Origin of the sequence: Kitasatospora hibisci (assembly GCF_043950205.1) — a bacterium.
Lineage (GTDB): Bacteria > Actinomycetota > Actinomycetes > Streptomycetales > Streptomycetaceae > Kitasatospora > Kitasatospora hibisci.
Genome location: NZ_CP171642.1, coordinates 5876238 through 5902874, shown reverse-complemented (window position 1 = coordinate 5902874; position 26637 = coordinate 5876238). Strand labels below are relative to the sequence as shown.

At 74.4% G+C, this 26637-nt stretch carries 25 protein-coding genes; 15 read left to right on the top strand and 10 right to left on the bottom strand.

Annotation, left to right across the window (positions count from 1 at the left end; all coding sequences use genetic code 11):
- Positions 1-161: 161 nt before the first annotated feature.
- Together ACF9IK_RS25845 and ACF9IK_RS25840 are read left to right on the top strand one after the other, a co-directional pair.
- Entirely contained in the window at positions 162-380 is a 219-nt protein-coding gene (locus tag ACF9IK_RS25845) for a hypothetical protein (protein WP_395296485.1), read from the top strand.
- A 150-nt stretch (positions 381-530) separates the two neighbouring features.
- Complete coding sequence (locus tag ACF9IK_RS25840) at positions 531-1277, top strand: hypothetical protein (protein ID WP_395296484.1); 747 nt, start codon at positions 531-533, stop codon at positions 1275-1277.
- A gap of 68 nt (positions 1278-1345) precedes the next feature.
- Here ACF9IK_RS25840 and erpA read toward each other — a convergent pair whose 3' ends face one another.
- Positions 1346-1699, bottom strand: a complete 354-nt coding sequence (gene erpA, locus ACF9IK_RS25835) for an iron-sulfur cluster insertion protein ErpA (RefSeq protein WP_395296483.1) — start codon at positions 1697-1699, stop codon at positions 1346-1348.
- A 244-nt stretch (positions 1700-1943) separates the two neighbouring features.
- Between erpA and ACF9IK_RS25830 the strand changes: the two genes are divergently transcribed.
- Positions 1944-2828 (top strand): GNAT family N-acetyltransferase, encoded by an 885-nt coding sequence (locus ACF9IK_RS25830; RefSeq protein ID WP_395296482.1) that lies wholly within the window; start codon positions 1944-1946, stop codon positions 2826-2828.
- A 49-nt stretch (positions 2829-2877) separates the two neighbouring features.
- Here the strand turns inward: ACF9IK_RS25830 and ACF9IK_RS25825 are convergent, their stop codons facing one another.
- The 3 genes from ACF9IK_RS25825 to ACF9IK_RS25815 form a co-directional block, all read right to left on the bottom strand.
- The gene (locus ACF9IK_RS25825) at positions 2878-4245 is read right to left on the bottom strand and encodes a pyridoxal phosphate-dependent decarboxylase family protein (RefSeq protein ID WP_395296481.1); all 1368 of its coding nucleotides are present in this window, start codon (positions 4243-4245) and stop codon (positions 2878-2880) included.
- Positions 4246-4466: 221 nt separating this feature from the next.
- Positions 4467-4931, bottom strand: a complete 465-nt coding sequence (locus ACF9IK_RS25820) for an Lrp/AsnC family transcriptional regulator (RefSeq protein ID WP_238740469.1) — start codon at positions 4929-4931, stop codon at positions 4467-4469.
- Between the two features lie 212 nt (positions 4932-5143).
- Positions 5144-6067 carry an NADP-dependent oxidoreductase gene (locus ACF9IK_RS25815; protein ID WP_395296480.1) on the bottom strand — a complete coding sequence of 308 codons (924 nt, stop codon included), beginning with the start codon at positions 6065-6067 and terminating at the stop codon, positions 5144-5146.
- 220 nt (positions 6068-6287) lie between these two features.
- On the opposite strand from ACF9IK_RS25815, the gene nadA reads away from it, so the two are divergent.
- A complete protein-coding gene (nadA, locus tag ACF9IK_RS25810) occupies positions 6288-7517 on the top strand; it encodes a quinolinate synthase NadA (RefSeq protein ID WP_395296479.1) in 1230 nt (409 codons plus the stop codon).
- 96 nt (positions 7518-7613) lie between these two features.
- On the opposite strand, the gene pspAA is transcribed toward nadA, so the two are convergent.
- Positions 7614-7907, bottom strand: a complete 294-nt coding sequence (pspAA, locus tag ACF9IK_RS25805; RefSeq protein ID WP_395296478.1) for a PspA-associated protein PspAA — start codon at positions 7905-7907, stop codon at positions 7614-7616.
- Between the two features lie 37 nt (positions 7908-7944).
- Complete coding sequence (locus ACF9IK_RS25800; protein WP_395296477.1) at positions 7945-8748, bottom strand: PspA/IM30 family protein; 804 nt, start codon at positions 8746-8748, stop codon at positions 7945-7947.
- A gap of 301 nt (positions 8749-9049) precedes the next feature.
- Between ACF9IK_RS25800 and ACF9IK_RS25795 the strand changes: the two genes are divergently transcribed.
- Both ACF9IK_RS25795 and ACF9IK_RS25790 read left to right on the top strand, forming a co-directional pair.
- Complete coding sequence (locus ACF9IK_RS25795) at positions 9050-9646, top strand: DUF3043 domain-containing protein (protein ID WP_395296476.1); 597 nt, start codon at positions 9050-9052, stop codon at positions 9644-9646.
- A 176-nt stretch (positions 9647-9822) separates the two neighbouring features.
- Positions 9823-10545: a class I SAM-dependent methyltransferase gene (locus tag ACF9IK_RS25790; protein ID WP_395298679.1), complete on the top strand. Its 723-nt coding sequence runs from the start codon at positions 9823-9825 to the stop codon at positions 10543-10545.
- Between the two features lie 46 nt (positions 10546-10591).
- Here the strand turns inward: ACF9IK_RS25790 and ACF9IK_RS25785 are convergent, their stop codons facing one another.
- Positions 10592-10792 carry a hypothetical protein gene (locus tag ACF9IK_RS25785; protein ID WP_238740483.1) on the bottom strand — a complete coding sequence of 67 codons (201 nt, stop codon included), beginning with the start codon at positions 10790-10792 and terminating at the stop codon, positions 10592-10594.
- 109 nt (positions 10793-10901) lie between these two features.
- Here ACF9IK_RS25785 and cobU point away from each other — a divergent pair, with 109 nt between their 5' ends.
- The 7 genes from cobU (at position 10902) to ACF9IK_RS25750 (ending at position 19674) form a co-directional block, all read left to right on the top strand.
- The gene (cobU, locus tag ACF9IK_RS25780; protein ID WP_395296475.1) at positions 10902-11474 is read left to right on the top strand and encodes a bifunctional adenosylcobinamide kinase/adenosylcobinamide-phosphate guanylyltransferase; all 573 of its coding nucleotides are present in this window, start codon (positions 10902-10904) and stop codon (positions 11472-11474) included.
- Between the two features lie 28 nt (positions 11475-11502).
- On the top strand, positions 11503-12618 hold the full coding sequence (locus ACF9IK_RS25775) for a nicotinate-nucleotide--dimethylbenzimidazole phosphoribosyltransferase (protein WP_395296474.1): 1116 nt from the start codon (positions 11503-11505) through the stop codon (positions 12616-12618).
- A gap of 142 nt (positions 12619-12760) precedes the next feature.
- Positions 12761-13549: an adenosylcobinamide-GDP ribazoletransferase gene (locus tag ACF9IK_RS25770; RefSeq protein ID WP_395296473.1), complete on the top strand. Its 789-nt coding sequence runs from the start codon at positions 12761-12763 to the stop codon at positions 13547-13549.
- A 306-nt stretch (positions 13550-13855) separates the two neighbouring features.
- The gene (locus tag ACF9IK_RS25765) at positions 13856-15361 is read left to right on the top strand and encodes a leucyl aminopeptidase (protein ID WP_395296472.1); all 1506 of its coding nucleotides are present in this window, start codon (positions 13856-13858) and stop codon (positions 15359-15361) included.
- Between the two features lie 421 nt (positions 15362-15782).
- Entirely contained in the window at positions 15783-17171 is a 1389-nt protein-coding gene (lpdA, locus tag ACF9IK_RS25760) for a dihydrolipoyl dehydrogenase (RefSeq protein ID WP_395296471.1), read from the top strand.
- A gap of 57 nt (positions 17172-17228) precedes the next feature.
- Entirely contained in the window at positions 17229-18992 is a 1764-nt protein-coding gene (gene sucB, locus ACF9IK_RS25755) for a 2-oxoglutarate dehydrogenase, E2 component, dihydrolipoamide succinyltransferase (RefSeq protein ID WP_395296470.1), read from the top strand.
- 166 nt (positions 18993-19158) lie between these two features.
- Positions 19159-19674, top strand: coding sequence for a DUF4240 domain-containing protein (locus ACF9IK_RS25750; RefSeq protein WP_395296469.1), 516 nt, complete (start codon positions 19159-19161; stop codon positions 19672-19674).
- Between the two features lie 93 nt (positions 19675-19767).
- On the opposite strand, the gene ACF9IK_RS25745 is transcribed toward ACF9IK_RS25750, so the two are convergent.
- Together ACF9IK_RS25745 and ACF9IK_RS25740 are read right to left on the bottom strand one after the other, a co-directional pair.
- Positions 19768-20796 (bottom strand): DUF2510 domain-containing protein, encoded by a 1029-nt coding sequence (locus ACF9IK_RS25745; RefSeq protein ID WP_395296468.1) that lies wholly within the window; start codon positions 20794-20796, stop codon positions 19768-19770.
- A gap of 222 nt (positions 20797-21018) precedes the next feature.
- Complete coding sequence (locus ACF9IK_RS25740; protein WP_395296467.1) at positions 21019-21525, bottom strand: GNAT family N-acetyltransferase; 507 nt, start codon at positions 21523-21525, stop codon at positions 21019-21021.
- Positions 21526-21644: 119 nt separating this feature from the next.
- Between ACF9IK_RS25740 and ACF9IK_RS25735 the strand changes: the two genes are divergently transcribed.
- Both ACF9IK_RS25735 and ACF9IK_RS25730 read left to right on the top strand, forming a co-directional pair.
- Entirely contained in the window at positions 21645-22550 is a 906-nt protein-coding gene (locus ACF9IK_RS25735; RefSeq protein WP_395296466.1) for a TIGR01777 family oxidoreductase, read from the top strand.
- Positions 22551-23068: 518 nt separating this feature from the next.
- Complete coding sequence (locus ACF9IK_RS25730) at positions 23069-24397, top strand: NAD(P)/FAD-dependent oxidoreductase (RefSeq protein ID WP_395296465.1); 1329 nt, start codon at positions 23069-23071, stop codon at positions 24395-24397.
- 274 nt (positions 24398-24671) lie between these two features.
- Here ACF9IK_RS25730 and ACF9IK_RS25725 read toward each other — a convergent pair whose 3' ends face one another.
- The gene (locus tag ACF9IK_RS25725) at positions 24672-26558 is read right to left on the bottom strand and encodes a regulator (RefSeq protein ID WP_395296464.1); all 1887 of its coding nucleotides are present in this window, start codon (positions 26556-26558) and stop codon (positions 24672-24674) included.
- Positions 26559-26637: the final 79 nt, after the last annotated feature.

Below are 26637 nucleotides of genomic sequence, written 5' to 3'. Positions count from 1 at the left end.
ATACCGCCGCAGTTGGCACCCGCCGCCCTCGAACGTGTACTACCCCCGGGTAGCTCTGGTGGGGGCCGGGAGGTCGGCCTAGGGTCGCTGGCAGGGGCCGGTCCGGTCCCGACCGAGCCGCGGCAGCGCCGCCGCGGCGCCGTGGATCGGAGCGATGGCCGATGATGCCCAGTCACCACCCGATGCGTGTTCCGGCCGCCCTGCGGGGCGACGCCGACGGCGAGACCCTGGACGCGCTGGTGGACTCCTCCCGGCAGCTGCGGCGCTTCTGGCCGCTGCTGGCGACCGGCCCCGAGCCCAGCGCCCCCGCGCCGGCCGGCTTCCGCGTCCCGTCCGGGGCGCAGCGCCTGGTCGCGGGCATGGCCGAGTACGGGATGTAGGCCGCGCCTGCGGGCCGGGTCCCACCCGGCGCGGGGGACGCAACGGGGGCGGGGTGCGGACCCACGGGAACCGGATCCGTCCGGGCCACGTCACATCCGCGCGGTGCGGCCGCCGAGGCGGTGCCGCTGAGCCCTCGGGAGGATGGACAGATGGACCTGACGGATCTGGAGCCGATGCCCCGGCGTGCGAGCGGCGCGCGCGGCGGCCGCCCGCGCGGGCGGCGGACGGCGGCGGTGGCCGCCCTGATGCTGGCGGCGGCCGTCGCGGTGGCCGGGTGCGACGGCGACGGCGGCAAGTCCGCCGCGGAGTCGGCCACCCGCTCCTCCGCGGCGTCCGCGGGCAGTACGGCCTCCCCCACGGACTCCACGGCCCCCGAGGCCCCCGCCTCCCCGGCGGCGCCGTCCGCCTCGGCCCCGTCGGCCGACCCCTCGGTGACCGCCCCCGACCCACGGCCGGCGGACCCCACGCCGGGCTCCGTCCCCCCGGTACCGGCGCTGACCCCGACACCGGCGCCCACTCCGCCGCGCGAGGGCATCGCGGTCGGCGAGCCGGACCCGAACGGCAAGCCCGCGGTGCACCCCGCGATCACCTACCGGGTGGACGGCAACCGGCTGACGGTCTGGTTCTACGGCGGGGTCTGCGAGCGCTACGCGCTCAAGGCCGACGAGTCCAAGCCGGGCCGGGTGGACGTGCGGGTCACGCTGGCGGCGCCGATCCCGGCCGGCCAGAGCTGCGCCGAGCTGGCCAAGCGGCAGACCGTGGCGGCCGATCTGAAGCAGCCGCTGGCCGGGCGGACGGTCGTCGACTCCTCGAACGGCCAGACCGTGCCGCTGGAGACCGACGCGGCCGCCGGGCCGAACCCGGACGGGGCCGGCCCGGACATCGCCGGGCGGTAGGGGCGCGGCCCGCAGGAACGCCGAAGGCGGCCCCGGAAGGATCCGGAGCCGCCTTCGCCGTCTGCCGACTAGCTGAACGAGTCGCCGCAGGCGCAGGAGCCGGTGGCGTTCGGGTTGTCGATCGTGAAGCCCTGCTTCTCGATGGTGTCCACGAAGTCGACGGTCGCACCACCCAGGTACGGGGCGCTCATGCGGTCGGTGACGACCTTGACACCGCTGAAGTCCTTGACCACGTCGCCGTCGAGCGAACGCTCGTCGAAGAACAGCTGGTAACGCAGGCCGGAGCAGCCGCCGGGCTGGACGGCGACGCGCAGCGCGAGGTCGTCGCGGCCCTCCTGCTCCAGCAGGCCCTTGACCTTGGCCGCGGCGGCATCGGTGAGGAGGATGCCACTCTCGACGGTGGTCTCGTCCTGGACGGTCATCTGCTTTCTCCCGGTCTTGACGACGGTCTGCCGCCAGTACCAACCGATCGCCGTCCGGATTCATTTCCCGGGCGGCGCTGGTCTTCGGTGGTCTGCTGCGGCGGAATTTCCGTGGGCCGGGTGTGCACCGGCTCCCCTACTGCGCTTCCCATGCTCGCACACCGGCGGGGCTCGGTCACCGCCCCGTGCGCCGATCCGGACGAACCGGCCCCGTCCGGACGCCGCCGCGGCCAGGATGGTGGGCATGATCCTGCGACTGGTCCAGGACACCGCCGCCGACGCGGAGGCCGTCCAGCACCTCGCCCGCCTCTCGTTCGCCCCGCTCCCCGATCCCGCCCCCGGCGCCCCCGGCGCCCGGGAGTGGGACGGGCCGCCGTCGGTGTACCACCCGGCCCGCACCAGGCACCTGGTCCGCACCGACCCGCAGGGCTGCTGGCTGGCGGAGCGGGACGGCCAGCCGGTCGGCACGGTGCTGTCGCTGCGCCGGGAGGGCCTGTGGGTCCTCGCGCTGCTCGCGGTGCGGCCGGAGGCCCGGGGCAAGGGCGTCGGGCGACTGCTGCTGGAGCGGGCCGCCGCGTACGGCCGGGGCTGCCTGCGCGGGATGCTCTGCGCCCCGCCGTCGCCGGCGGCGGCCCGGTGCTGCCGCCGGGCCGGCTTCACGCTGCACCCGGCGATGCGGCTGACCGGTCGGGTGGACCGGTCGGGGCTGGTCGACCCCGGCGACATCCCGGTGCACCCGGGCAACGCCACCCACCGGCACCTGCTGGACTCGGTGGACCGGCGGCTGCGCGGTGCCGCGCACGGGCCGGACCACGAGCTGATGCTGGCCCACTTCGAGGAGCTGCTGGTCGCCGACGCACTGGCCGGCAGCGGCTACTGCTACCGCGACGGCGGCGAGGTGAAGCTGCTGGCCGCCACCTCGAAGCGGATCGCCGTCCGGCTGCTGCGCGAGGCGCTGGCCCGGGTGCCGGACGGCGTCCCGGCCCGGGTCGAGTACCTGACCGCCGAGCAGGAGTGGGCGCTGGACGTCGGCCTGGAGGTGGGCCTGAGCGTGGAGACCCGGGGTTACCTGGGCCTGCACGGGATGCGCCCGCCGACCCCGTACCTGCCCGACGGCGGGCTGCTCTGAACGCCAGGGACCCCCGCGGGCCGCGCGGGGGTCCCTGGAGCGCGTCGGCTCAGGCCATGGTGTCCAGGATCTCCCGGACCATCTCCATCGTGGTGCCCGGGTGCAGGAAGGCGAAGCGGGCGACCGTCTCGCCGTCCCAGCCGGTCGGGGTGACGAAGCCGATCTGGTCCGCGAGCAGCTGCTGCGACCAGCGGTAGTAGTCGTCGTTGGTCCAGCCCTTGCGCTTGAAGCAGACCGCGGAGAGCTGCGGGTCGAACAGCAGCTCCAGGTGCTCGGTGTCGCGGATCAGCTGGGCGGTGTCCCGGGCCAGCTGGAGACCGGTCTCGATGGCGTCGGTGTACGCCTGGGTGCCGTGCACGGCCAGCGAGAACCAGAGCGGCAGGCCGCGGGCACGCCGGGTCAGGTGGTAGGCGTAGTCGGTGGGGTTCCACTCGTCGCCCTCGGTGTGCAGGACGTCCAGGTAGGAGGCGTCCTGGGTGTGCACGGAGCGGGCCAGCTGCGGGTTGCGGTAGATCAGCGCGGCGCAGTCGAACGGGGCGAACAGCCACTTGTGCGGGTCGACCACGAAGGAGTCGGCGTGCTCGATGCCGTTGTAGCGGGCCCGGACGGACGGGGCGAAGAGGCCCGCGCCGCCGTAGGCGCCGTCCACGTGGAACCACATGTCGCGCTCGCGGGCGACCTCGGACAGGCCCTGGAGGTCGTCGACGATGCCCTCGTTGGTGGTGCCGGCGGTGCCCACGACGGCGATCACCGTCTCCGGGTTCGGGTCTGCGGCCAGCGCGGCGCGCAGCGCCTCACCGGTGAACCGCCGGTTCACGGCCGGGACCTTGAAGGCCTCGACGCCGATGATGTTGAAGGTGTTCTTGACGGAGGAGTGCACCTGGTCGGCCACGGCGATCCGCAGCCGGGCCTCCGGACCGACGCCCAGGCGGCGGCGCGCGGTGTCGCGGGCGACCACCAGGGCGGAGAGGTTGCCGGCCGAGCCGCCGGAGACGAAGGTGCCGCCGGCCGTCGCGGGCATCCCGGCACGGTCCGCTATCAGGCGCAGCACCTGGTTCTCGGCGGCGATCGCACCGGCCGCCTCCAGCCAGGAGATGCCCTGCAGCGAGGCGCAGGAGACCACCATGTCGAAGAGCAGCGCGGCCTTGGTCGGGGCGCACGGGATGAAGGACAGGTAGCGCGGGCTGTCCGCGGAAATCACCGCGCGGGACAGCTCGTGGTCGTAGAGCTTGAGCACGTCGGCCGGGTTGTTGCCGTCCGGGTTCAGCAGGCCGGACAGCTGGGCGCGGAGGTGCTCGCCGTCACCGGGGTGGTCGAGCGGGACGGGGTCGTACTGCAGCCGCTCCCGCATGTAGTCGAAAACCAGGTCGACCAGCTCGCTGTCGGGCCGGTGCATGCGGTCGGGGGCTGCGGACACGGGTGTCCCTCTCGGCTGTGGGGGTCGGGGGCCGCCGGCCGCGCGGGACGTCGCCACCGCTTTTGCCGGACGTGATCAGCGTAGGCAGCACCGGGCCCGTACCGCGCGTCCGAACGCGGCTGGTCAGGCAGGTTTCGAGCGTCTTCGACGGGGTCCGCGCAGGATTCCTGCGCGGGGGCCGGGTTGGGCCGTCCGGGGGCCGGGCCGCCGGCTGGGGAGGGTCAGCCGATCAGCTGGGAGAGCACCACGGAGGAGCGGCTGCGCTGGACGCCGGGCTCCCGGCGGATCCGCTCGATGACCGCCTCCAGGTGGCGCATGTCGACGGCGCGCAGGTGGACCAGCGCGTCCGGGTCGCCGGTGACCGTCCAGGCGGCGACCACCTCGGGGAACTGCCGCAGGCTGGCCAGGATCTCCTCGGGAGCGGTCCGCTCGCGGCAGTAGACCTCGACGAAGGCCTCGGTCTGCCAGCCGAGCACCGAGGGATCGAGGACGACGGTGAAGCCGCGGACCACCCCGCGCGCCCGCAGCCGGTCGATCCGGCGGCGGACGGCGGTGGCGGAGAGGTTCACCTGCAGGCCGATCTCGGCGTAGGAGGCGCGGCCGTCGCTGCCCAGCCGGGCCAGCAGGAGACGATCGGTCTCGTCGAGGTCGGCCCCGACCGTCTCGTGCGCTCGGCTGCTGCTCATCGGTGCGGGGCTCCACAGGTCGTACGGGATCGGCGGGTGGGGTCGGCAGGCCGCCGAAACGGTTCGGCACCCATTCTGGCGGATGCCATGACCGAGTTCACGGCTTGCAGATGACGGCCGGTGGACGGGCCGCCGCCGGTGGACGGGCCGGTCCCGGTCCGTGCCCGGTCCGTTCCCCGTCCGTGCCCGCCTGCGGCCAGCAGGTCAGCAGGTCAGCAGGTCAGCAGGACGATCTTCCCGCGGGTGCGGCCCTCCGCGTTCAGTGCCTGCGCCGAGGCGGCCTGGGCGAGCGGGAAGGTCGAGGCGACGGTGACGGTGAGCCGGCCCGCGTCGGCGAGCTCGGCCAGTTCGGCCAGCCCGGCGGCGTCCGGGCGGGCCCAGACGTACTGCCCGCCGAGCGCCCGCACCCCGTAGTCGGCGACCGAGGCGATCCGGGCCGGATCGGCCACCAGGGCGGCCGAGAGCCCGGCCGCACCGCCGCCGACCAGGTCCACGGCCGCGTCCACCCCGTCCGGGGCCATCGCGCGGACCCGCTCGGCCAGGCCCTCGCCGTGGGCCACCGGCTCGGCGCCCAGCCCCCGCAGGTAGTCGTGGTTGCGCTCGCCGGCGGTGCCGATCACCCGGGCCCCGAAGGCCCGGGCCAGTTGGACGGCGAGGTGGCCGACCCCGCCGGCGGCGGCGTGCACCAGCACGGTGTCGCCGGCACCGACCCGCACGGCGCGCAGCGCCTGCAGCGCGGTGAGCCCGGCCAGCGGCAGGCCGCCGCACTGCGCCCAGTTCAGGGCGGCGGGCCGGCGGGCCAGGGTGCGGACGGGCGCGGCGACCAGCTCGGCGTAGGTGCCGTGCTCGACCGTGTCCTTGCGGACGTAGCCGTAGACTTCGTCGCCGGGCTCGAACTCGGTCACCCCGCCGCCCACCGCGCGGACCACCCCGGCCGCGTCCCAGCCCATCACCAGCGGGAAGTGCGCGTCGATCAGGCCGTCCAGCCGGCCCTCCCGGACCTTCCAGTCCACCGGGTTCACCCCGGCCGCCCTGACCTGCACCAGGACCGAGTCCGGCCCGACCTTCGGGTCCGGCAGCTCGGTGTACTCGACCACCTCGGGGCCGCCGTAGCGGCGGATCGCGATTGCCTTCATGGGGCACAGCCATACCCGGCCGCCTGCGGATATCGCCCCGGCCACGCCGGACCCGGCGCATCTTTCCCCCGGCCACCGGAGGGTGCCGATCTGGCGAGCGGTTCTCGTCACATCGACAGGATGGCCATCGTCAGTCTGACGCTAACCGGTTATCATAGATAGCGTCAGATAGACGAGAAGGCTGCACCGACTGATCGGCCGCACAGAAGGGCACCCGCCCGTGACCACCACCACCGAGACCTACGGCGTCGACCCCACTCCGACGCCGCTCGCTCTGCTGCTGCTCGGCCGCGAGGCCGACCCGAACAGCGAGCGCGGCGTCGAGTGTCCGGGAGACCTCCCCCCCGCCTCCGACCCGAACCTCGTCGAGCGCGCCCGGGCGGCCAAGGCCGCGCTCGGCGACCGCGTCTTCATCCTCGGCCACCACTACCAGCGCGACGAGGTCATCGAGTTCGCCGACGTCACCGGCGACTCCTTCAAACTGGCCCGGGACGCGGCCGCCCGGCCCGAGGCCGAGTACATCGTCTTCTGCGGCGTGCACTTCATGGCCGAGTCCGCGGACATCCTCACCACCGACGCCCAGCAGGTCGTCCTCCCGGACCTCGCGGCCGGCTGCTCGATGGCCGACATGGCCACCGCCGAGCAGGTCGCCGAGTGCTGGGACGTGCTGACCGACGCCGGCATAGCCGACGTGACCGTCCCGGTCTCGTACATGAACTCCTCCGCCGACATCAAGGCCTTCACCGGCAAGCACGGCGGCACCATCTGCACCTCCTCCAACGCCAAGCGCGCCCTGGAGTGGGCGTTCGAGGAGGGTGCGGCGCGAAGCGCCTCGATCGAGGCCGCCGGTGGGCGACGGGTGGGCGAGAAGGTGCTCTTCCTGCCCGACCAGCACCTCGGCCGCAACACCGCGGTCCGCGAGATGGGCCTGTCGCTGGACGACTGCGTGCTGTACAACCCGCACAAGCCGAACGGCGGCCTGACCGCCGAACAGCTGCGGGACGCCAAGATGATCCTCTGGCGCGGCCACTGCTCGGTGCACGGCCGGTTCTCGCTGGACTCGGTGAACGACGTGCGCGAGCGCATCCCGGGCGTCACCGTGCTGGTGCACCCCGAGTGCAAGCACGAGGTCGTCGCGGCCGCCGACATGGTGGGCTCCACCGAGTACATCATCAAGGCGCTGGACGCCGCCGAGCCCGGTTCCAAGTGGGCCATCGGCACCGAGCTCAACCTGGTCCGCCGCCTGGCCAAGGCGCACCCGGACAAGGAGATCGTCTTCCTCGACCGCGCGGTCTGCTTCTGCTCGACCATGAACCGGATCGACCTGCCGCACCTGGTCTGGGCGCTGGAGTCGCTGGTCGAGGGCCGGGTGCCGAACGTGATCACCGTCGACCCGGAGACCGAGAAGTACGCCAAGGCGGCGCTGGACCGGATGCTCGCCCTGCCGTAGCCGGCCCCGCCCCGTCGCAAAGCGACAAAGGGCGGGCCCCCTCCGCGTGGAGGGGGCCCGCCCTTGCGTCGTCTGGCGTCCGAAGCGAGATTTCGGCTACTCGGGGATGCCGGGGATCAGGCCTTCGCCCTCGGCCCGCAGCAGCCGCCGGACCTCGTCGATCGTCGCATCGACATTCGGGAGGATCAGGTCGGACGGCTCCAGGGAGTCGTCCGGAAGCGGGCTGCCGTGCTTCTTCACGGCGCCCAGCAGCTCGCCGAGCGCCCGCCGGAAGTGGTCCTCGTCCCCCGACTCCAGCGCGGCGAGGAGCTCCTCGTCGAGCTCGTTGAGCCGGCTCAGATGGGCGTCGCCCACCTCGAACTGGCCCTCCCCCATGACCCTCATGATCATGCCGTGCGTCTCCCTGGTCGGTCGGGTGAAGCTCAGATCACTTGTTGTAGTTGATGCGCGGGGTGTCCTGCTGCGGGGCGGCGTCCTGCGGCCGGCCCTGCTCGATGGCCTGCGGACCGGAGGCCGGGGAGCCGCCCGTCAGCTCGGCCTTCATCCGGGCCAGCTCCAGCTCGACGTCCGAGCCGCCGGCCACGCGCTCCAGCTCCGCCTCGATGTCGTCCTTGCGGCCGAGCCCGCTGGCGTCGTCGAGGGCGCCGGAGGCCAGCAGCTCGTCGATCGCGCCCGCGCGGGCCTGCATCTGTGCGGTCTTGTCCTCGGCCCTCTGGATCGCCAGGCCGACGTCGCCCATCTCCTCCGAGATGCCGGAGAAGGACTCGGCGATCCGGGTCTGCGCCTGGGCCGCGGTGTAGGTGGCCTTGATGGTCTCCTTCTTGGTGCGGAAGGCGTCGACCTTGGCCTGCAGCCGCTGGGAGGCGAGCGTCAGCTTCTCCTCCTCGGCCTGGAGCTGCTGGTACTGCATCTCCAGGTCGGTGATCTGGGACTGCATGTTGGCCTTGCGGGTGAGCGCCTCGCGGGCGAGGTCCTCCCGGCCGAGCGAGAGCGCCTTGCGGCCCTGGTCCTCGTACTTGGCGGACTGCTGCTGCAGCTGGGTCAGCTGGAGCTCCAGGCGCTTGCGCGAGGTGGCCACGTCCGCGACACCGCGACGTACCTTCTGCAGCAGTTCGAGCTGCTTCTGGTACGAATAGTCCAGCGTCTCACGCGGATCCTCCGCCCGGTCCAAGGCCTTGTTCGCCTTGGAGCGGAAGATCAGCCCCATACGCTTCATGATTCCGTCGCTCATGGGCCTCGGGTGCCCCCTTCTCCGGCCTGCGGTCTCTATCTCGTTACCAGACACGACGAGTGTATGTGCAGCGAGCCCGTCGCCGCAGTGCACCTGCCTGCAACAAGACTGCTACAGCACACCCCGTGGGGGCCTCATCCCCGGGGTGGATCCGCCCCTCATCCCCGCTCTCCTCCACCGGAGTGATCCCCTACGGGAACGCCCCCGGAAACCCGCCCGCGGCGGCGGCCGGTCCGGATCGATATGCGTTTGGGTCCAAGGGCACCCCGAGAAGCCGTGCCGCACCCCGTACGCTGGTGGTGTGTTCCGACGCCGTTCAGATGATGCCGCTGCCTCCGCCGCCGTGCTGGAGCAGGACCAGACGACCCAGCCGCGCGACCCGCAGGCGAAGAAGGGCCGCCCCACGCCCAAGCGCAGTGAGGCCGAGGCCAACCGGCGTACCCGCGTGACCGTGCCCAAGGACCGCAAGGAGGCCGCCCGCCAGGCCCGCGAGAAGATGCGGGTCGAGCGCGAGAAGCAGCGCACCGCGCTGCTGGAGGGCGACGAGCGCCACCTGCCGGCCCGCGACAAGGGCCCGGTGCGCAAGTTCGTCCGCGACTACGTGGACGCCCGCTGGTCGCTCGCGGAGTTCTTCCTCCCCGCCGCGGTGGTCATCCTGGTGTTCAGCGTCATCAAGGTGCCGGCCCTCCAGCTGCTCTCCAACGTGCTGTTCCTGCTCTTCTTCGTCCTGGTGGTCCTGGACTTCCTCCGGCTCGGCCTCGGGCTGCGCAAGCAGCTCGGCGAGCGCTTCGCCGGCCAGAACACCCGCGGCGCGGTCGCCTACGGCCTGATGCGCATCCTGCAGATGCGCCGGCTGCGGCTGCCCAAGCCGCAGGTGCGGCGCGGGGAGAAGCCCTGACCGCCGAACCGGTGGACTCCGGCTGGGCCCCTCCTGCCTGGGAGGGGCCCGGCCTGTACGCGCTTCCGGGCCAGGGGGACGGCGGGCACGACCGGCTCGCTCAGGAGCGCCGGCTGCCTTCGCGCAGCGGCTCCTTCGCCGGCGGCAACGCCCCGCGGCCGGACCGCCACGGCGATCTGCGCAACCTCGTCCGGCAGGAGCTGGTCGCCCGGCAGCTGGCCGAGCAGCTCGCCGGCCGCACCGCCCAGCGCGTCCTCGACATCGGGTGCGACCAGGGCACTCAGGCCCTGCGCCTGGCCCGGGCCGGCCACTACGTCACCGGCATAGACTCCGACGCGATCGCGCTCGGCGCCGCCCAGGCCGCGCTGGCCGACGAGCCGCCCGAGGTCCGCGACCGGGTCCAACTGCTCAGCGGGGACGGCCACCAGTGCGGGCGCTGGTTCGGGCCGCGCAGCTTCGACGTCGTGCTCTGCCACGGCGTCCTGATGTACCTGCCGGACCCGGACCCGATGATCGCCTCGCTGGCCCGGCTGCTGGCCCCCGGCGGGCTGCTCTCCCTGCTCGTGCGCAACCGTGACGCCCTGGCGCTGCGGCCCGCCGCCGCCGGGGACTGGCGGGCCGCCCTGCACGCCTTCGAGACCGACCGGTATTACAACCGGCTCGGGCTGGCGGCCCGCGCCGACCGGCTGTCCGACCTCGCCGTCACCCTCTCCGAGGTGTCCGTGCCGCTGCGGCACTGGTACGGCGTCCGGGTCTTCACCGACAACACCCCCGAGAACGTGGCACCGCCGGTGGACGGCCGGCAGCTCGCCCAACTGCTGGAGGCCGAGGAGCGGGCCGGCCGCACCGACCCGTACCGGCAGGTCGCCGCACTACTGCACGTGTTCGGCGCCAAGTAGGGGGGCGCGGCCGAGAGCCTGTCCTGCGGAGGAGCCTCGGGACCGCTCAGGCCTCGTGCAGGCTCATCGAGTAGATCTCCCGGCCGTCGTCGAGCAGGACCGCGGTGTCCACGCCGTCCTCGGCCAGCTGCTTCCAGGTCTCGCCGATCCAGGTCTCGGCGTCGCCCTGCCCCGCGAACTCCTCCTGGCCGTTCGGGGCGGCCACCACGGTGCCGTCCGCCTTCTCGTACCGCCACGTCCAGACCATGCCCGGCTCCTCCCGCCGACGACCACTGCTCTGTGCTCTGTGCTCTGTGCTGCGCACCTTAGCCTGCCCGGCCCGATCTTCCGTATGCCTCGTCCGGCAGGATGACCGCATGGCACCCGACCCCGAACTCCCCCGCACGCTGCTTCTGGGCGGCGCGCGCTCCGGCAAGTCCACCAAGGCCGAGCAGCTGCTCGCCGCGCACCCGGACGTGCTCTACGTCGCCACCGGCGGCGCCCGGGACGGCGACGCCGAGTGGGCGCAGCGGGTCGAGCTGCACCGGGAGCGGCGCCCGGCGAGCTGGCGCACCGCCGAGACCTGCGACCTGGAGGCGGTGCTGGCCGACACCACCGACCCGGCTCCGGTGCTGATCGACTGCCTGGCGCTCTGGCTGACCGCGGTGATGGACGAGTGCGGCGCCTGGGACGACGCGGTCTGGGCGGACTCCGGCGAGGCCGCCGTGCAGCGGCGGTGCGCGGCCCTGGCCGCGGCCTGGGCGGGGACGGCCCGCCGGGTGGTCGCGGTCAGCAACGAGGTCGGGATGGGCGTCGTCCCGGCCACCGCGGCGGGCCGCCGCTTCCGCGACACCCTGGGCCGGCTCAACATGGCGGTGGCGGACGCCTCGGAGCGGGTGCTGCTGGTGGTGGCCGGGCAGGTGCTGACCGTCAAGCCCGCCGCAGGCTGAACTCCGGCGGCGTGTAGCCTTCGACGCGATGGACACGACCGTGGATCTCGATACGTTCTCCTCGCTCGTCGAGCGCCCCGACGAGAGTGCGCGACGGGCCGCCGAGGAGCGCTGGCAGGCGCTGGACCGGCCGCGTGGCGGCCTCGGCCGGCTGGAGGAGCTCGGCAGCTGGCTCTCCTCCGTACAGGGCCGCTCCCCGGTCCGCCCGCTCTCCGCGCCCAAGGTGCTGCTGTTCGCCGCCGACCACGGGGTGGCGGCTCTCGGTGTGTCCCGGCTGCCCGCGCAGGGCGGCACCGCGGCCCGGGTGCGGGCGGTGCTCGACGGCACGGCGCCGGTGGCCCTGCTGGCCCGGCGCTTCGGCGCCGCGGTGCGGGTGGTCGACGTCGCGGTGGACGCGGACCCCTCGGAGTTCCCCGACGAGGTCGTGGTGCACCGGGTGCGGCGCGGCTCCGGCCGGATCGACACCGAGAACGCGCTGACCGCGGAACAGACGGCCGCGGCGTTCCGGGCCGGGATGGCCGTCGCCGACGAGGAGGCCGACGCCGGGACCGACCTGATTCTCCTCGGCGACCTCGGGGTCGGCTCCACCACAGTGGCCTCGGTGCTGGTCGGCGCGCTCTGCGGGACGGACGCGGCCGCGGTGACCGGGCGCGGCTCGGGCATCGACGACAAGGTGTGGATGGTCAAGTGCGCGACCGTCCGGGACTCGCTGCGGCGGGCCCGGCCGGTGCTCGGCGACCAGCTGGCGCTGCTCGGCGCCACCGGCGGCGCCGACTTCGCCGCGATCACCGGCTTCCTGCTGCAGGCCGCGGTGCGCAAGCTCCCGGTCGTCCTGGACGGCGTGGTCTCGGCGGCGTGTGCACTGGTCGCGCAGCGGATCGCGTTCCGGGCGCCGGAGTGGTGGCGGGCCGGGCAGTCCAGCGGCGAGCCTGCGCAGGCGAAGGCGTACGACCGGCTGACGCTGACGCCGATGCAGGAGCAGGGCATCACCATGGGCGAGGGCGTCGGCGCGCTGATGGCGCTGCCGCTGCTGCAGGCCGCGGCGGACGCTCTCGCCGAGCACGCACCGGCGGCGTTCGTCCCGGCGGCCCCGAAGGAGCCGGCGAAGCTGCCGACGGCGGCGGAGCTGCTGGGCCGCCTGTAACGCCTGTAGCGGAGGGCCAGCAGCGGGCGGCCCGGGCCGGACGGCCGGAGGACGGCCTCCGGGGCCGGGCCCCGGAGGCCCCGGGGCGCGACCCCGGCCGTGCCGGACGCGATCGGGGATCGGGACGAAGGAGCGGTGGGGCATGCGGGACGAACCGCCGGCGTCGTGGGCGGACGGGCTGCGGTTCGGGTTCGGCACGCTGTCGGTGCTGCGGGTCCGGGTCGAGCGGTGGGACCGCCCGGCGGCCGGGCGCGCGATGGTCTCCGCCCCGGTGGTCGGGCTGGTGCTCGGCACGGTCGCGGCCGGTGCGGGTGCGCTGTTCGGCTGGCGCGCGGGCGCCCCGCTCGGCGCGGTGGCCGCGGTCGCCGTCCTGGCCGCGCTGACCCGGGGGCTGCACCTGGACGGGCTCGCCGATGTCGCCGACGGCCTGGGCAGCGGCAAACCCGCCGAGGATGCGCTGCGCATCATGAAGCAGTCCGACATCGGTCCGTTCGGGGTGCTGACGCTGGTCCTGGTGCTGCTGGCCCAGGTCGCCGCGCTGACCGGGCAGTTCGACGTCTCCCCGGCCCGCGGCGCGCTCGCCGTCCTCACCGCGGCCGCGACCGCCCGCTGCGCCCTGGGCTGGGGCTGCCTGCGCCCGGTGCCGGCCGCCCGCCCGGGCGGCCTGGGGGCGATGGTGGCGGGCACCGTCACCCCGGCCGCGGCCGCCGCATCGACGGCGGGCGCGGCACTGCTCCTGGCCGCCCTGGGCTGGGCCGACGGATGGTCAGCACTACGGCTGCCACTGGCCGTCGGGGTCGGGGTCGGCTGCTCCTGGCTGCTGCTGAGGCGCTGCGTGCGGCGGTTCGGCGGGATCACCGGGGACGTGCTCGGGGCGATGGCGGAGACCGCCGCGACCGGCTCACTGCTGACACTCGCCCTGCTGGGCTGAACCCCCGTCGGCCGCAGGGCCGGGAAGCCCGCGGCCCCAGCTCGGAGACCGGCGGCGCGTGATCCCACCATGCGGACTACCATGCGGTGAGCACCGCAGCCCTGCAGCGTCGCAGGCCCTGCCCGCCCGGCCCCGTCGAGGAGCCGGGGTCTCCGGCGTGTGCGGCCGCCGCGACCGGCGGGCGCCCGCGCCAGGGGCCCCGGGCCCGGCACGTGCCGGCGGGAGGCCCGCCGCGGCAGCCGGCTGCGCCGGTGCGGCAGCCACGCCGCGACCGGTCGTGGACCGCGAAAGAACAGGACGCATTACGTGACTGCATTGTCTGTGAGCACCTCCGCCGCCGCCTCGCTGCGTGCGGACGCCCTGGTGATCGGTGTCGCGAAGGGCCCCAAGGGCATTGTGCTGGCTCCCGGCGCCGAGGCCGTGAACGAGGCGTTCGAGGGCAAGCTGGCCGAGGTCCTCGCCACCCTGGGCGCGACCGGCGCCGAGGGCGAGGCCGTGAAGGTTCCCTCCGCCACCGGGCTCAAGGCCGCGCTCGTGCTCGCGGTCGGCCTCGGCGAGGCCGCCGAGGACGGCTACGGCCTGGAGGCGCTGCGCCGCGCCGCCGGTGTCGCCGCCCGCACCCTGGCCGGCAGCAAGAAGGCCGCGCTGCTCCTGCCGGCCGAGTCGGCCGAGGAGATCGAGGCGGTCGCGCTGGGCGGCCTGCTCGGCTCGTACGCCTTCGGCACCTACAAGGGCAACGGCAACGGCAAGGAGCCGGTGGGCGAGCTCGTCCTGCTCGCCGCCCGCAAGGGCAGCAAGGACGCCAAGGCCGCCGTCGAGCGCGCCGCGGTCGTCGGCGAGGAGATGAACCGCGCCCGCGACCTGGTCAACACCGCCCCGAACGACCTGAACCCCAAGGGCTTCGCCGCGATCGCCCAGGCGGCCGGCAAGGAGCACGGCCTCAAGGTCGAGGTGCTGGACGAGAAGGCCCTGGTCAAGGGCGGCTTCGGCGGTCTGCTGGGCGTCGGCAACGGCTCGGTGAACCCGCCGCGGCTGGTGAAGGTGGCCTACACCCACCCGAAGGCCAAGGCCACCCTGGCCTTCATCGGCAAGGGCATCACCTACGACTCGGGCGGCATCTCGCTGAAGCCTGCCGGCCACAACGAGACCATGAAGTGCGACATGGCCGGCGCCGCCGCCGTCTTCGCCGCCGTGGTCGCCGCCAAGCGGCTCGGTCTGGCCGTCAACGTCACCGCCTGGCTCGCGCTGGCGGAGAACATGCCGTCCGGCTCGGCCACCCGCCCGGGCGACGTGCTGAAGATGTACGGCGGCAAGACCGTCGAGGTGCTGAACACCGACGCCGAGGGCCGCCTGGTGCTGGCCGACGCCATCGTGCGGGCCGGCGAGGAGAACCCGGACGTCATCGTCGACGTGGCGACCCTGACCGGCGCGATGGTGCTGGCGCTCGGCAACCGCACCTTCGGCGTGATGGCCAACGACGACGAGCTGCGGGAGACCCTGCACACCCTCGCGGGCGAGGTCGGCGAGCAGTCCTGGCCGATGCCGCTGCCGGCCGAGCTGCGCAAGGGCATGACCGAGTCAACCATCGCCGACCTGGCCAACATGGGCGACCGAATGGGCGGCGGCCTGGTGGCCGGCCTGTTCCTGAAGGAGTTCGTGGCCGAGGGCATCGACTGGGCCCACCTGGACATCGCCGGCCCGGCCTTCCACGAGGGCGCGCCGTTCGGCTACACCCCCAAGGGCGGCACCGCGAGCGCGGTGCGCACCCTGGTCCGCTTCGCGGAGCGGACCGCGGCGGGCGACAAGGCCTGATCCACGGTCTGCACCCGACGGGGTCCGGCGCGCGAGCGCCGGACCCCGTCCGGCTTTCCGCGCCGTCTACCCGCCGGTAGCACCGTTACCTGCGAGTAGGCGGCGAACCCGCAGCCCGCACCCCTGTTCGCTGCGGGCGAAACTTTGTTCCGCAGTGCGGAACCAGCCGGGCGCCGGGGCCTCCGGAGCCCGGCCTCCCGTACTGTCAGCGCTGCCGTGAGCTGCGACGATGCCCTTCCAGCGGGGCCCCGGCCACCCCGGTGACCACCCTCTGGGACACCCCTGGGGTGGACCCGGACATCAGCCGCCGCGAACAAGTGCGAAGATGTATTTCCGGCACGACTGGGCGCCCCACAAAGGCTTCCGACCCACCGGACCGCGACCGGCCCGGCGACCCACCCCATTGCATGGAGGACGTGACGTGGCGAACGACGCCAGCACCGTTTTCGACGTAGTCATTCTCGGAGGCGGAAGCGGCGGTTACGCCGCGGCGCTCCGCGCCGCTCAGCTGGGTCTGAGCGTTGCCCTGGTCGAGAAGGGTGAGCTGGGCGGCACCTGCCTGCACCGCGGCTGCATCCCGACCAAGGCGCTGCTGCACGCGGCCGAGATCGCCGACGAGACGAAGGAGGCCGCCGAGTTCGGCGTGCTGGCCACCTTCCAGGGCATCGACATCAACGGCGTCCACAAGTACAAGGACGACGTCATCGCCGGCCTGTACAAGGGTCTGCAGGGCCTGGTCGCCTCCCGCAAGGTGACCTTCATCCAGGGCGAGGGCAAGCTCTCCTCGCAGACCTCGGTGGACGTCAACGGCCAGCGCATCGAGGGCCGCCACATCGTCCTCGCCACCGGCTCGGTCCCGAAGTCGCTGCCCGGCCTGACCATCGACGGCGACCGCGTGATCTCCTCCGACCACGCCCTCAAGCTCGACCGCATCCCGAAGTCGGCCGTCATCCTCGGCGGCGGCGTGATCGGCGTCGAGTTCGCCTCCGTCTGGAAGTCCTTCGGCGTCGAGGTCACCATCGTCGAGGCGCTGCCGCACCTGGTCCCGCTGGAGGACGAGAACTCCTCCAAGCTGCTGGAGCGCGCCTTCCGCAAGCGCGGCATCAAGTTCGAGCTGAAGGCCCGCTTCTCCGGCGTCGAGTACACCGAGACCGGTGTCCGCGTCTCCACCGAGAACGGCAAGCAGATCGACGCCGACCTGCTGCTCGTCGCCATCGGCCGCGGCCCGGTCTCGGCCGGCCTCGGCTACGAGGAGAACGGCGTCGCGATGGACCGCGGCTACGTCCTCGTCGACGAGTACATGCGCACCAACGTGCCCACCATCTCCGCGGTCGGCGACCTCGTCCCGACCCTGCAGCTCGCCCACGTCGGCTTCGCCGAGGGCATCCTGGTCGCCGAGCGCCTGGCCGGCCTGAAGCCCGTGCCGATCGACTACGACGGCGTCCCGCGCGTGACCTACTCCAACCCCGAGGTCGCCTCGGTGGGCATCTCGGAGGCCAAGGCCGTCGAGCTGTACGGCAAGGAGAAGGTCGTCACCCTCAAGTACAACCTGGCCGGCAACGGCAAGAGCAAGATCCTGAAGACCGCCGGCGAGATCAAGCTCGTCCAGGTCAAGGACGGCGCCGTGGTCGGCGTCCACATGGTCGGCGCCCGCATGGGCGAGCAGGTCGGCGAGGCTCAGCTGATCTACAACTGGGAGGCCCTGCCGGCCGAGGTCGCGCAGCTCATCCACGCCCACCCGACCCAGTCCGAGGCCCTGGGCGAGGCGCACCTGGCGCTGGCCGGCAAGCCGCTGCACGCGCACGACTGATCACGCCCCGAATTTCCCCATTCCAGTACGCAAGACTTGATAGGAGTCGCTGAAACCATGGCGGTCTCAGTAACACTGCCCGCGCTGGGCGAGAGCGTTTCCGAGGGCACGGTCACCCGCTGGCTGAAGGCCGAGGGTGAGCGGGTGGAGGTCGACGAGCCGCTGCTCGAGGTCTCCACCGACAAGGTCGACACCGAGATCCCGGCCCCGGCCTCGGGCATCCTGGCCTCGATCAAGGTCGGCGAGGACGAGACCGTCGAGGTCGGCGCAGAGCTGGCGATCATCGACGACGGCTCCGGCGCCCCGGTGGCCGCTCCGGCCCCGGCCGCCGAGGCCGCGCCCGCCGCCCCGGCCCCGGTCGCCGCTCCGGTCGCCGAGGCGCCCGCCGCTCCGGCCCCGGTCGCCGAGGCTCCGGCCGCGCCCGCCGCCGCTGCCGCTCCGGCCGCCGACGCCACCCCGGTGCTGCTGCCGGCGCTGGGCGAGTCGGTCGCCGAGGGCACGGTCACCCGCTGGCTGAAGGCCGAGGGCGACACCGTCGAGGTCGACGAGCCGCTGCTGGAGGTCTCCACCGACAAGGTCGACACCGAGATCCCGTCGCCGGTCGCCGGCACCCTGGTGAAGATCCTGGTCGGCGAGGACGAGACCGCCGAGGTCGGCGCGCAGCTGGCGCTGATCGGTGCCGCGGGTGCCGTCGCCGCCGCCCCGGCCGCTCCGGCTCCGGTGGCCCCCGCCGCCCCGGTGGCTGCCCCGGCCCCCGTCGCCCCGGCCGCCCCGGCTCCGGTGGCCCCCGCCGCCCCGGTGGCTACCCCGGCCCCCGTCGCCCCGGCCGCCCCGGTGGCCCCGGTCGCCGCCCCGGTGGCCCCGGCCGCCCCGGTGGCCGACGCCGGTGACGCCTACGTCACCCCGCTGGTGCGCAAGCTCGCCGCCGAGCAGGGCGTCGCCCTGTCCGCCGTCACCGGCACCGGTGTCGGCGGCCGCATCCGCAAGCAGGACGTCCTGGCCGCCGCCGAGGCCGCCAAGGCCGCCCCGGCCCCGGCCGCCGCCCCGGCCCCGGCCGCCGCCCCGGCCGCTGCGCCGAAGGCCGCCACCGCGCCGTCCGCCCTGCGCGGCCAGACGGTCAAGATGACCCGCATGCGCAAGGTCATCGGCGACAACATGATGAAGGCCCTGCACGAGCAGGCCCAGCTCACCAGCGTGGTCGAGGTGGACGTCACCAAGATCATGTCGCTGCGCGCCAAGGCCAAGGACTCCTTCCACGCCCGCGAGGGCGTCAAGCTGTCCCCGATGCCGTTCTTCGTCAAGGCCGCCGCCCAGGCGCTGAAGAGCCACGCGGTCATCAACGCCCGGATCAACGAGTCCGAGGGCACCATCACCTACTTCGACACCGAGAACATCGGCATCGCGGTGGACTCCGAGAAGGGTCTGATGACCCCGGTCATCAAGGGTGCGGGCGACCTCAACATCGCCGGCATCTCCAAGAAGACCGCCGAGCTGGCCACCAAGGTCCGCGAGAGCAAGATCAGCCCGGACGAGCTGTCCGGTGCGACCTTCACCATCAGCAACACCGGCTCGCGCGGCGCGCTGTTCGACACCGTCATCGTGCCGCCGAACCAGGTCGCCATCCTGGGTATCGGCGCGACCGTCAAGCGCCCGGTCGTCATCGAGGCCGAGGGCGGCACCGCCATCGGCATCCGCGACATGACCTACCTGTCGCTCTCCTACGACCACCGCCTGGTGGACGGCGCCGACGCCGCCCGCTACCTGGTGGCCGTGAAGGAGATCCTGGAGGCCGGCGAGTTCGAGGTCGAGCTCGGCCTGTAAGGCTCCCCGGAGGTACCGGAACCCCGTGTCGTCCCCGGACGGCGCGGGGTTCCGCGCGTCCGGGGCCCGGGGGGTGGCCGGTCCGCGCCCGCGTGATCGGTAGAACGGGCGGTTCGCGGCCCCATCGCATGCGCGGGCGCGGGTGAACGGGGATGCTGGAGCGGTGATGGACGAGACCGACTTCTGGCAGATCATCGACGACACCCGGGAGGACGCCGAGGGCGACCCGGACGAACAGGCCGACCGCCTGGTCGAGCGGCTCGTCCAACTGACCCCGGACGACGTCATCGACTTCGCCCGGCTCTTCGAGGCCCGGTTCCAGCGCGCCTACCGGATCGACCTGTGGGGCGCGGCCCACCTGCTGCTGGGCGGTGCCTCCGACGACAGCTTCGACTACTTCCGCTGCTGGCTGATCGGCCAGGGCCGGGACGTGTTCGAGGGCGGGCTGCACGAGCCGGACGACCTGGCCGACCTGCTCCCCGACTTCGACGAGGAGGAGGACGGCGAGGCCGAGGACCTCGGCTACGCCGCCGACGAGGCGTACGAGCAGCTGACCGGGCTGCCACTGCCCGAGGTGGGCGGGCGCCAGCCCGCGCGGCCGGCCGGCCCGGCCCTGGACTTCGACGACCCGGACGCCATGGCGAAGCGGTTCCCCAAGCTCTGGGAGCGCTACGGGGACTGAGCACGGGCGGGGCCGACCGCCGTCCGGCCGGCCGGCCGGACGGCGGGCCTGCTTCCGCGCCGCCGGAAGGGCCGAGCGGAGGAGCCGGCCGGCTCAGGCGCCGGAGCCGGAGGCGCTGCCGTCCTGCTTGATGCCCTTGAGGATCTGGTCGAGCACGGAGGGGTCGGGCGCGCTCGGGTCGTCGTCCACGCCGCCCTCGAAGGCCACGTAGCCGCCGCCCTTGGCCGGGACGGCCACCAGCAGGATGTACCCCTTGGTGCCGTCCGAGGTGGTGATGTGCCAGCGGACGGCGTACCCCGAGACACCCGCCACCGTGGTGCTGGAGGAGCCGGCGTCGGTGTGCGAGGTGACGTTGTTGAAGATCGCCGAGGCGTAGACGGGCATCGCCGCCTCTGCGGCCGCCCGGGCGGAGCTGCCCGAGATGGTGTCCTTCTCGATCGAGAACTGGCCGCGGATGCAGGAGCCACCGCCCGGGCAGGTGTAGCGCCCGCTGCCCAGGAAGACCGTCGAGTGCGTGGTGTCGGTCGAGGCGTCCCAGCCCTGGTAGACCGGCACCGTGATGGAGTGCTGGCTGTCGGTCGCGGTCTCCTTGAGCACCGGGACCGGTGGCAGGCTGGGCGCGGGCGTGGAGGTGGGCTTCCGCGTCGGGCTCGGGCTCGCACTCGCGGTCGGGCTCGGGTTGGCCGTCACGGTGACCGTCGGGTTCGGCGGCGGTTCGGCCTTGGGGTCGCCGCCGCTGTTCAGGGCGATCGCGGCCACCACGCCGACCACGGCCAGTACGCCGACCACGATCCCGACCACGGCGCCGGCCTTCATCCGGCCGGGCTGCGGGGGTGGCGGGTAGGAGCCCTGCGGGTAGCCGTAGGACGGCTGGGTCTGCGCGGGGTACCCGTACCCGGGCGAGCCCTGCTGGGGGGCGCCGTAGCCGTACGAGGGCGGCGCGGCCGGCGGCTGCGCGGACTGCCAGGAGACCTGCGTCGGGGCGTCGGCAATCTGGCCGCCGCCCGCCTGGACGGGGCGGACGTCGCTGGTCCAGGCGCTGCCGTCCCACCAGCGCTCATGGCCGGCCGTGCCGTCCGTTCCCGGTACCGGGTACCACCCGGGAGGCGTCGAGTTGCTCACGGCCGTACGCTACCCGGCGCGGTGCTACTCCAGACAGGTCGGGTTTGTCACGACTCTGCACCACCCGCACACCGGCCCTGACGGATGGTCAGCGCCGTGTCAGGACGGTGCGCGCAGGGTGTCCGGGCAGTGCGCGGGCCGGGTACGGGCCGTGCGCGGGCCCGGTGGCCGGGGGCGGGGCGGGGTGGGGTGGGGTGTGCGCGGGCCTGGCTCGGCCTCGGCTCAGGCCGTCAGCGAGCGGGCCATCCAGATGTCGTCCACGTACGCGCCGTCGATCAGGAACTCCTCGGCGAGCGAACCCTCGACGACGAAGCCGCAGGACTCGTAGAGGCGACGGGCCGGGGCGTTGTGGCCCAGCACGCGCAGGGTGATCCGGCGGGCGCCGTCCGCCTCGGCCGCCGCGCAACCGGCCTCGACCAGCGCCCGGCCGATCCCGCGGCCGCGGGCCTCGGCCCCGACCGCGAGGCCCTGGATCTGCCGCACGTGCCGGTTGCTGGCCAGTGGCGTGGGCGGGACCACCCTGACGTAGCCGACGAGCCGACCGTCGAACCGGGCGATCAGGAACTGGTCCGGAGTGTGCCGTTCGTCGAACACGCTGTGATCCTCGGCGGGCTGCGGCGAGACGTCGCTCAGCCAGGACCAGGCGGCACGGTTGAGCTCGGAGAGCTCCTTCTCGTCCGCGGCCTGCGCGGGGCGGATGATCAGATCTTCGGCGTGCATGCGCGCCATGCTAATCAGCGCCGCCCCGGGCGGATACGGAATTTCGGCCACCACCCGCTGCGACCCGTCGGTCGGGACGCGCCTGCGGGCTGGCCGGCACGGCCGGTCCCGGCTGCGAGGATGACCCCATGCGAATCGCGGTCACAGGCTCCACGGGATTGATCGGCACGGCGCTCGTCGGCTCGCTGCTGGCGGACGGCCATGAGGTGGTCCGGCTGGTCCGGCGCCGCTCCAGGACCGGCCCGCAGCCGGACGGGACCACGGCGATCGGCTGGAACCCGCTGCTCGGCCAGGTCGACCTGGACGGCCTGGCCGGCGTCGACGCCGCGGTGCACCTGGCGGGGGCCGGGGTCGGAGACCACCGGTGGACGGACTCCTACAAGCGCGAGATCCGGGAGAGCCGGGTGCTCGGCACCGAGACGCTGGCCGTCGCCCTGGCCGAGCTGAAGGAGCCGCCGAAGGTCCTGGTCAGCGCCTCGGCGGTGGGCCGGTACGGACAGACCGGGGACGCGGTGATCGACGAGGAAGCCCCCGCCGGGGACGATTTCCTGGCCGAGGTCTGCGTCGAGTGGGAGGCCGCCGCCCGGCCCGCCGAGCGGGCCGGGATCCGGGTTGTCCACCCGCGCACCGGGCTGGTGCTCTCCGCCGCGGGCGGGGCCGGCGCACGGCTCTTCCCCCTGTTCAAGCTCGGCCTCGGCGGGCGGCTCGGCGACGGCCGGCAGTACTGGAGCTTCATCTCACTGGCCGACGAGGTCGCGGCGCTGCGGTTCCTGATCGACCGGGAGGACCTCAGCGGCGCCTTCAACCTCTCCGCGCCGGAGCCGGTGACCAACGCCGAGCTGACGGCGGCCATCGGGCGGGTGCTGAACCGACCGACGCCGTTCCCGGTGCCGACGGCGGTGCTCAAGGCGGTGCTCGGCGAGCTGGCCGTCGAGGTGATCGGCAGCCACCGGGTGGTGCCGCGGCGTCTGCTGGAGGCCGGCTTCCGGTTCCAGCACCCGGACGTCGACTCGGCGGTGCGGGCGGCACTGTAGGGCCGCCCGCGGCACGGGAGGCCGCGGATCCCGGTGCACGGGCCCCGACACGCTCCGGGCCGGTACCCGCCGGGCCGACACGCTCCGGGCCGGTACGCGCAACGGCGTACGTCAAGACGGCCACGGGGTGTACGCCGCGGCCGTCGCGCGTCCACGCGGGTGTCCGCGCCGGCCGGTGCGGGCCCGCGTACGCCCGCTACGGCATCTGCGCTGGCCAGGGGCATATGCCGAGCGGGGCGGGCGGGTCTCCGGGAGGGGGCGCACGGGAGCACACGGTGGGCGCGTCGCACGCCCCCGGTGACCGTGCGCGCCCGCCGACCCCCGAACGCGGCCGATTGGGCGCACAGTCCGTGACCGCGCCCCCGCACCGTGCCGCCCAACCCTTCCCGGAGCCCGGATCCGGCCCGATGCGCTTGTCTGACGCTCTTACTGACTGGGCATCACATGGTCGGACCGTGCCCGGCACCTCGCTGCCCGCGTCGGCCGGAGCCCCGGGAACCCAGGGAGGGAGCACGCCAGTGCCCACGTACGACTTCATTCGCCGCGCCCGCCGACAGTCCGACCCGGACGTCGTCGTGGTGGGCGCCGGACTCGCGGGCCTGGCCGCCGCCCGCGTCCTCACCGGCTACGGCCTGAGCGTCCAGGTCCTGGAGGCCACGGACCGGGTCGGCGGCCGGATGGCCACCCGCGAGCTGGACGGCTTCCGGCTCGACCACGGCAGCCAGCTGCTCAACACCGCGTATCCCGAGCTGCGGCGGGTCCTCGACCTCGACCGCCTCGAACTGCGCCCGCTCGCACCCGGCGTACTCGTCCACAACGGCGGCCGCCGGTACCGCGCCGGCGACCCCCAGCTGCCCGCGGCCCGCCAGGCCACCACCCGGGCGCCGCTGGGCAGTCCGCTGGACCGGGCGCGGCTGGGCAGCTGGCTCGGCCGGCTGGCCACCACCCCGGCAGGGCGGCTGCAGAGCCGGCCGGAGACCACCACCGCCCGCGCGCTGGCCGAACGCGGTCCGGCACCGCGCGCGGTCGACGGCTTCCTGCGTCCGCTGCTCGCCACCCTGCTCAGCGATCCGGCCCTCGGCACCAGCAGCCGGATCGCCGACCTGGTGCTGCGCAGCTACGCGCGCGGCCGGCTCTGCCTGCCCGCCGGCGGGATCGCGGCCGTGCCGGCCCAGCTGGCCGCCGTGCTCCCCGCCGCCACCGTGCGGACCGGGGTGCAGGTCACCGCGATCGCCGCCGACGGCGTGGAGACGGCCGGGCACGGGCGGATCGGCGCCCAGGCCGTCGTGGTGGCGACCGGGGCGCGCTCCGCCGCCGAGCTGCTGCCGGGCCTGCGGGTGCCGGACTTCCACCCCGTCACGACCTACTACCACGCGGCCGACCGGACTCCGATCGGCGAGCCCGTCCTGCTGCTGGACGGCGACCGGCCGGGCGGGCAACCCGCGCTGGTCTCGCACTCGGTGGTGCTCACCGAGCTGCACCCCTCGTACGCCCCCGCCGGGCAGGCGCTGATCGCCACCACGGTGCTCGGCCGGCGCTCCTTCGACGCCGGCGGGCCCGCCGCACTCGAACCGGCGGTGCGCGGGCGGCTGGCGGAGCTGTACGGCACGCCCACCAGGGGCTGGCAGTTCCTGAGCGTGCGGCACGTCCCGGACGCGGTCCCGGCGATGCCGCCGCCGCACAACAGCCGGCGTCCCGTGCGGCTGCTGGCCGGACTGTACGTCTGCGGCGACCACCGGGACACCAGCAGCGCACAGGGGGCCCTGGTGTCGGGCCGCCGGGCGGCGGAGGCCGTGGTCCGCGACCTCGGACTGCCGGTCGGCGCCCGGGAGGCGGCGGCGGCCTGACGCCCCTCGGACGGCTGGCCGGCACCACACGGCCCGGGCGGCCCGGGACAGCCGGGACGGCCGGGGTGGCCCAAGGCAGCCGGGCGGCGGTCGGGAACACGCCGCCCGGCTGCCGAGGTGGTGGCCGACGGCTTGCCGGTACGGATAGGACGCCGTTCGGACGGTTGCGCCGGGCCCCGGTCCGGTCACCCGGTGAGCGCCGGCGTCCGGCCCGACCCGCTCGCCCTGGCCCTGATCCCGGCCGCCGCCGTCGTCGTCGCCAGCGTCGCCGGCGTCAGATCACCCCCGACTGGCGAGCCGTCTCCTCGAAGGCACGGGCCACCGGGCTGCCGCGGTAGGGGGTGAGGCGGCGGTGGAAGTCCCGCACGTACTCCAGCGAGCGGGCCGAGCGCATCTCCCCCGCCGCCCGCAGCGCGTCGGTGGCCATCGAGCAGGCCTCGTCGAGGTCGCCCATACCGAGCCGGGCGGTGGCCAACACCAGCCGGCAGAAGATCCGGCTCCGGGCGTAGGCGGGCGAGCGCAGCCGCAGCGACTTCTCGGCGTGCTGGGCCGAGGTGCGCCACTGCTGGAGGTCCCGGTAGCAGTGGGCGAACTCGTCGGAGAGCTGGGCCTCGTCGAAGTACCGGGCCCAGGCGGGGAGTTCGTCCCCGGATCGGGCCGAGGCCAGCGAGCGCTCGGCCCGCACCAGAGCGGTGGTGCAGGCCCTGACGTCGCCGAGCAGGCCGTGGCCGCGCGCCTCGGCGGCGTGCAGCAGCGCCTGGACGGTGGGCGGCACGGCGGTGCCCACCCCCTGCTGGGCCACCCGGGCCAGCTGGACGGCCTCCCGGCCGTGGCCGAGGTGCACCGCCTGCTGGCTCATCGTCACCAGGACGTACCCGCCGAGCGCGCGGTCCCCCGCCGCCTGGGAGAGGCGCAGCGCCTGGACGAAGTAGCGCTGGGCCAGGCCGTGGGCGGCGATGTCGAAGGACGTCCAGCCGGCGAGTCTGGTGAGGTCGGCGACCGCGCCGAACAGCGCCCGGCCGATCTGCTCGCCGTAGCGGCCGCGCAGCATCGGCTCGGCCTCGCTCTCCAGGTAGCGGACCAGTGCCTGGCGGGCGTGACCTCCTCCGTAGGCGTGGTCCAGCGCGCGGAAGAGGTCCCCCACCGCGCGGATCGCGGCGATGTCGCCCCGGCCGACCCGCAGCGCCGGGCGCGGTTCCCGGGCCGGGTCGGTGTACGGCGGCTCGACGGCCACCGGCGGACGCCGGCTCTGGGTCGGGACCCGGCCGAGCGCCGCCCCGGCACCGGCGGCCGACCCGGCGGCCGACCCGGTCGCAGCTCCGGTGGCGGACCGTGCGGCGGGTGCACCGGCCTGGCCCGACACCGGGGTGCGGGCCGAGGGCGCGACGGAGGCGCCGGGTGCACCGGCCGCGGGCGCACCGGCCGCCGCCGTGCCCGTGGGCGGCGGACCTGCCCCGTCGGGCCGGGGCAGGGTGGAGCCGTCGCGGGCGACCCGCTCGTCGGTCCGTCCGATCAGCCAGTCCCGACTGGGGACGACCAGCCCGGCCGGGGTGAAGGCGATCCGGCGCAGCTCGGACTGCGGGCCGTTGTCCTTGCGCCACATGCTCGCCACGATGTCCACCGCCTCCTGCGGCGTCTCGGCGAACTCCAGGCCGGCGTAGACCGGGGCGCAGGCGTCCAGGCCGAGGTCCTGGGCGGTGAGGCGGCGGCCGAGCCGGCGGGTGAAGACCTCGGCGATCAGCGCCGGGGTGGCACCGCGCGGCTGCTGGCCGCGGAGCCAGCGGGTCACCGAGGTCTTGTCGTAGCGCAGGTCCAGGCCGTGTTCCAGGCCGAGCTGGTCGACCCGGCGGGCCAGGCCGGCGTGCGAGAAGCCGGCCTCCTCGATGAGCGCGGCGAGCTGTCCGTTCTGCGGCGACGGGCCGTTGTGGCCGGACGCCGACGCGGGCGGAGCGGCCACGGCCGTGCCGGGCCCGTCCGGGGAGGCCACCGCGCCCTGGTGCCGTTCGGGCGTGACGGACGTGGCCCGGGCGGGCACTCGCAACTCGTCGGCGGTCGGGGCGTCGGGGGCGTCCGGAAGGGCCCGGTCGACCGGACCTCGGTGCTGGTCGAGCGGGTCGAGCGGTCCGTACGCCGGGCTGTCGGTTGCAGGCAGTTGGGGCATAGTCAGTCAACACCTCTCGGACGCCGCACCGGCTCCACCAGCACTTCGGCTGCCTGTGGCGGCGCCCCCTGTCGGGAAT

Excerpts from the sequence above, each read along its gene's own strand:
- erpA (WP_395296483.1), bottom strand. The coding sequence starts at position 1,699 with ATGACCGTCCAGGACGAGACCACCGTCGAGAGTGGCATCCTCCTCACC.
- ACF9IK_RS25770 (WP_395296473.1), top strand. The coding sequence starts at position 12,761 with ATGCGGGACGAACCGCCGGCGTCGTGGGCGGACGGGCTGCGGTTCGGG.
- ACF9IK_RS25725 (WP_395296464.1), bottom strand. The coding sequence starts at position 26,558 with ATGCCCCAACTGCCTGCAACCGACAGCCCGGCGTACGGACCGCTCGAC.
- ACF9IK_RS25740 (WP_395296467.1), bottom strand. The coding sequence starts at position 21,525 with ATGGCGCGCATGCACGCCGAAGATCTGATCATCCGCCCCGCGCAGGCC.
- pspAA (WP_395296478.1), bottom strand. The coding sequence starts at position 7,907 with ATGATCATGAGGGTCATGGGGGAGGGCCAGTTCGAGGTGGGCGACGCC.
- ACF9IK_RS25735 (WP_395296466.1), top strand. The coding sequence starts at position 21,645 with ATGCGAATCGCGGTCACAGGCTCCACGGGATTGATCGGCACGGCGCTC.
- ACF9IK_RS25830 (WP_395296482.1), top strand. The coding sequence starts at position 1,944 with ATGATCCTGCGACTGGTCCAGGACACCGCCGCCGACGCGGAGGCCGTC.
- cobU (WP_395296475.1), top strand. The coding sequence starts at position 10,902 with ATGGCACCCGACCCCGAACTCCCCCGCACGCTGCTTCTGGGCGGCGCG.
- sucB (WP_395296470.1), top strand. The coding sequence starts at position 17,229 with ATGGCGGTCTCAGTAACACTGCCCGCGCTGGGCGAGAGCGTTTCCGAG.
- ACF9IK_RS25815 (WP_395296480.1), bottom strand. The coding sequence starts at position 6,067 with ATGAAGGCAATCGCGATCCGCCGCTACGGCGGCCCCGAGGTGGTCGAG.
- ACF9IK_RS25840 (WP_395296484.1), top strand. The coding sequence starts at position 531 with ATGGACCTGACGGATCTGGAGCCGATGCCCCGGCGTGCGAGCGGCGCG.
- ACF9IK_RS25820 (WP_238740469.1), bottom strand. The coding sequence starts at position 4,931 with ATGAGCAGCAGCCGAGCGCACGAGACGGTCGGGGCCGACCTCGACGAG.
- ACF9IK_RS25750 (WP_395296469.1), top strand. The coding sequence starts at position 19,159 with ATGGACGAGACCGACTTCTGGCAGATCATCGACGACACCCGGGAGGAC.
- ACF9IK_RS25800 (WP_395296477.1), bottom strand. The coding sequence starts at position 8,748 with ATGAGCGACGGAATCATGAAGCGTATGGGGCTGATCTTCCGCTCCAAG.
- ACF9IK_RS25785 (WP_238740483.1), bottom strand. The coding sequence starts at position 10,792 with ATGGTCTGGACGTGGCGGTACGAGAAGGCGGACGGCACCGTGGTGGCC.
- ACF9IK_RS25775 (WP_395296474.1), top strand. The coding sequence starts at position 11,503 with ATGGACACGACCGTGGATCTCGATACGTTCTCCTCGCTCGTCGAGCGC.
- ACF9IK_RS25845 (WP_395296485.1), top strand. The coding sequence starts at position 162 with ATGATGCCCAGTCACCACCCGATGCGTGTTCCGGCCGCCCTGCGGGGC.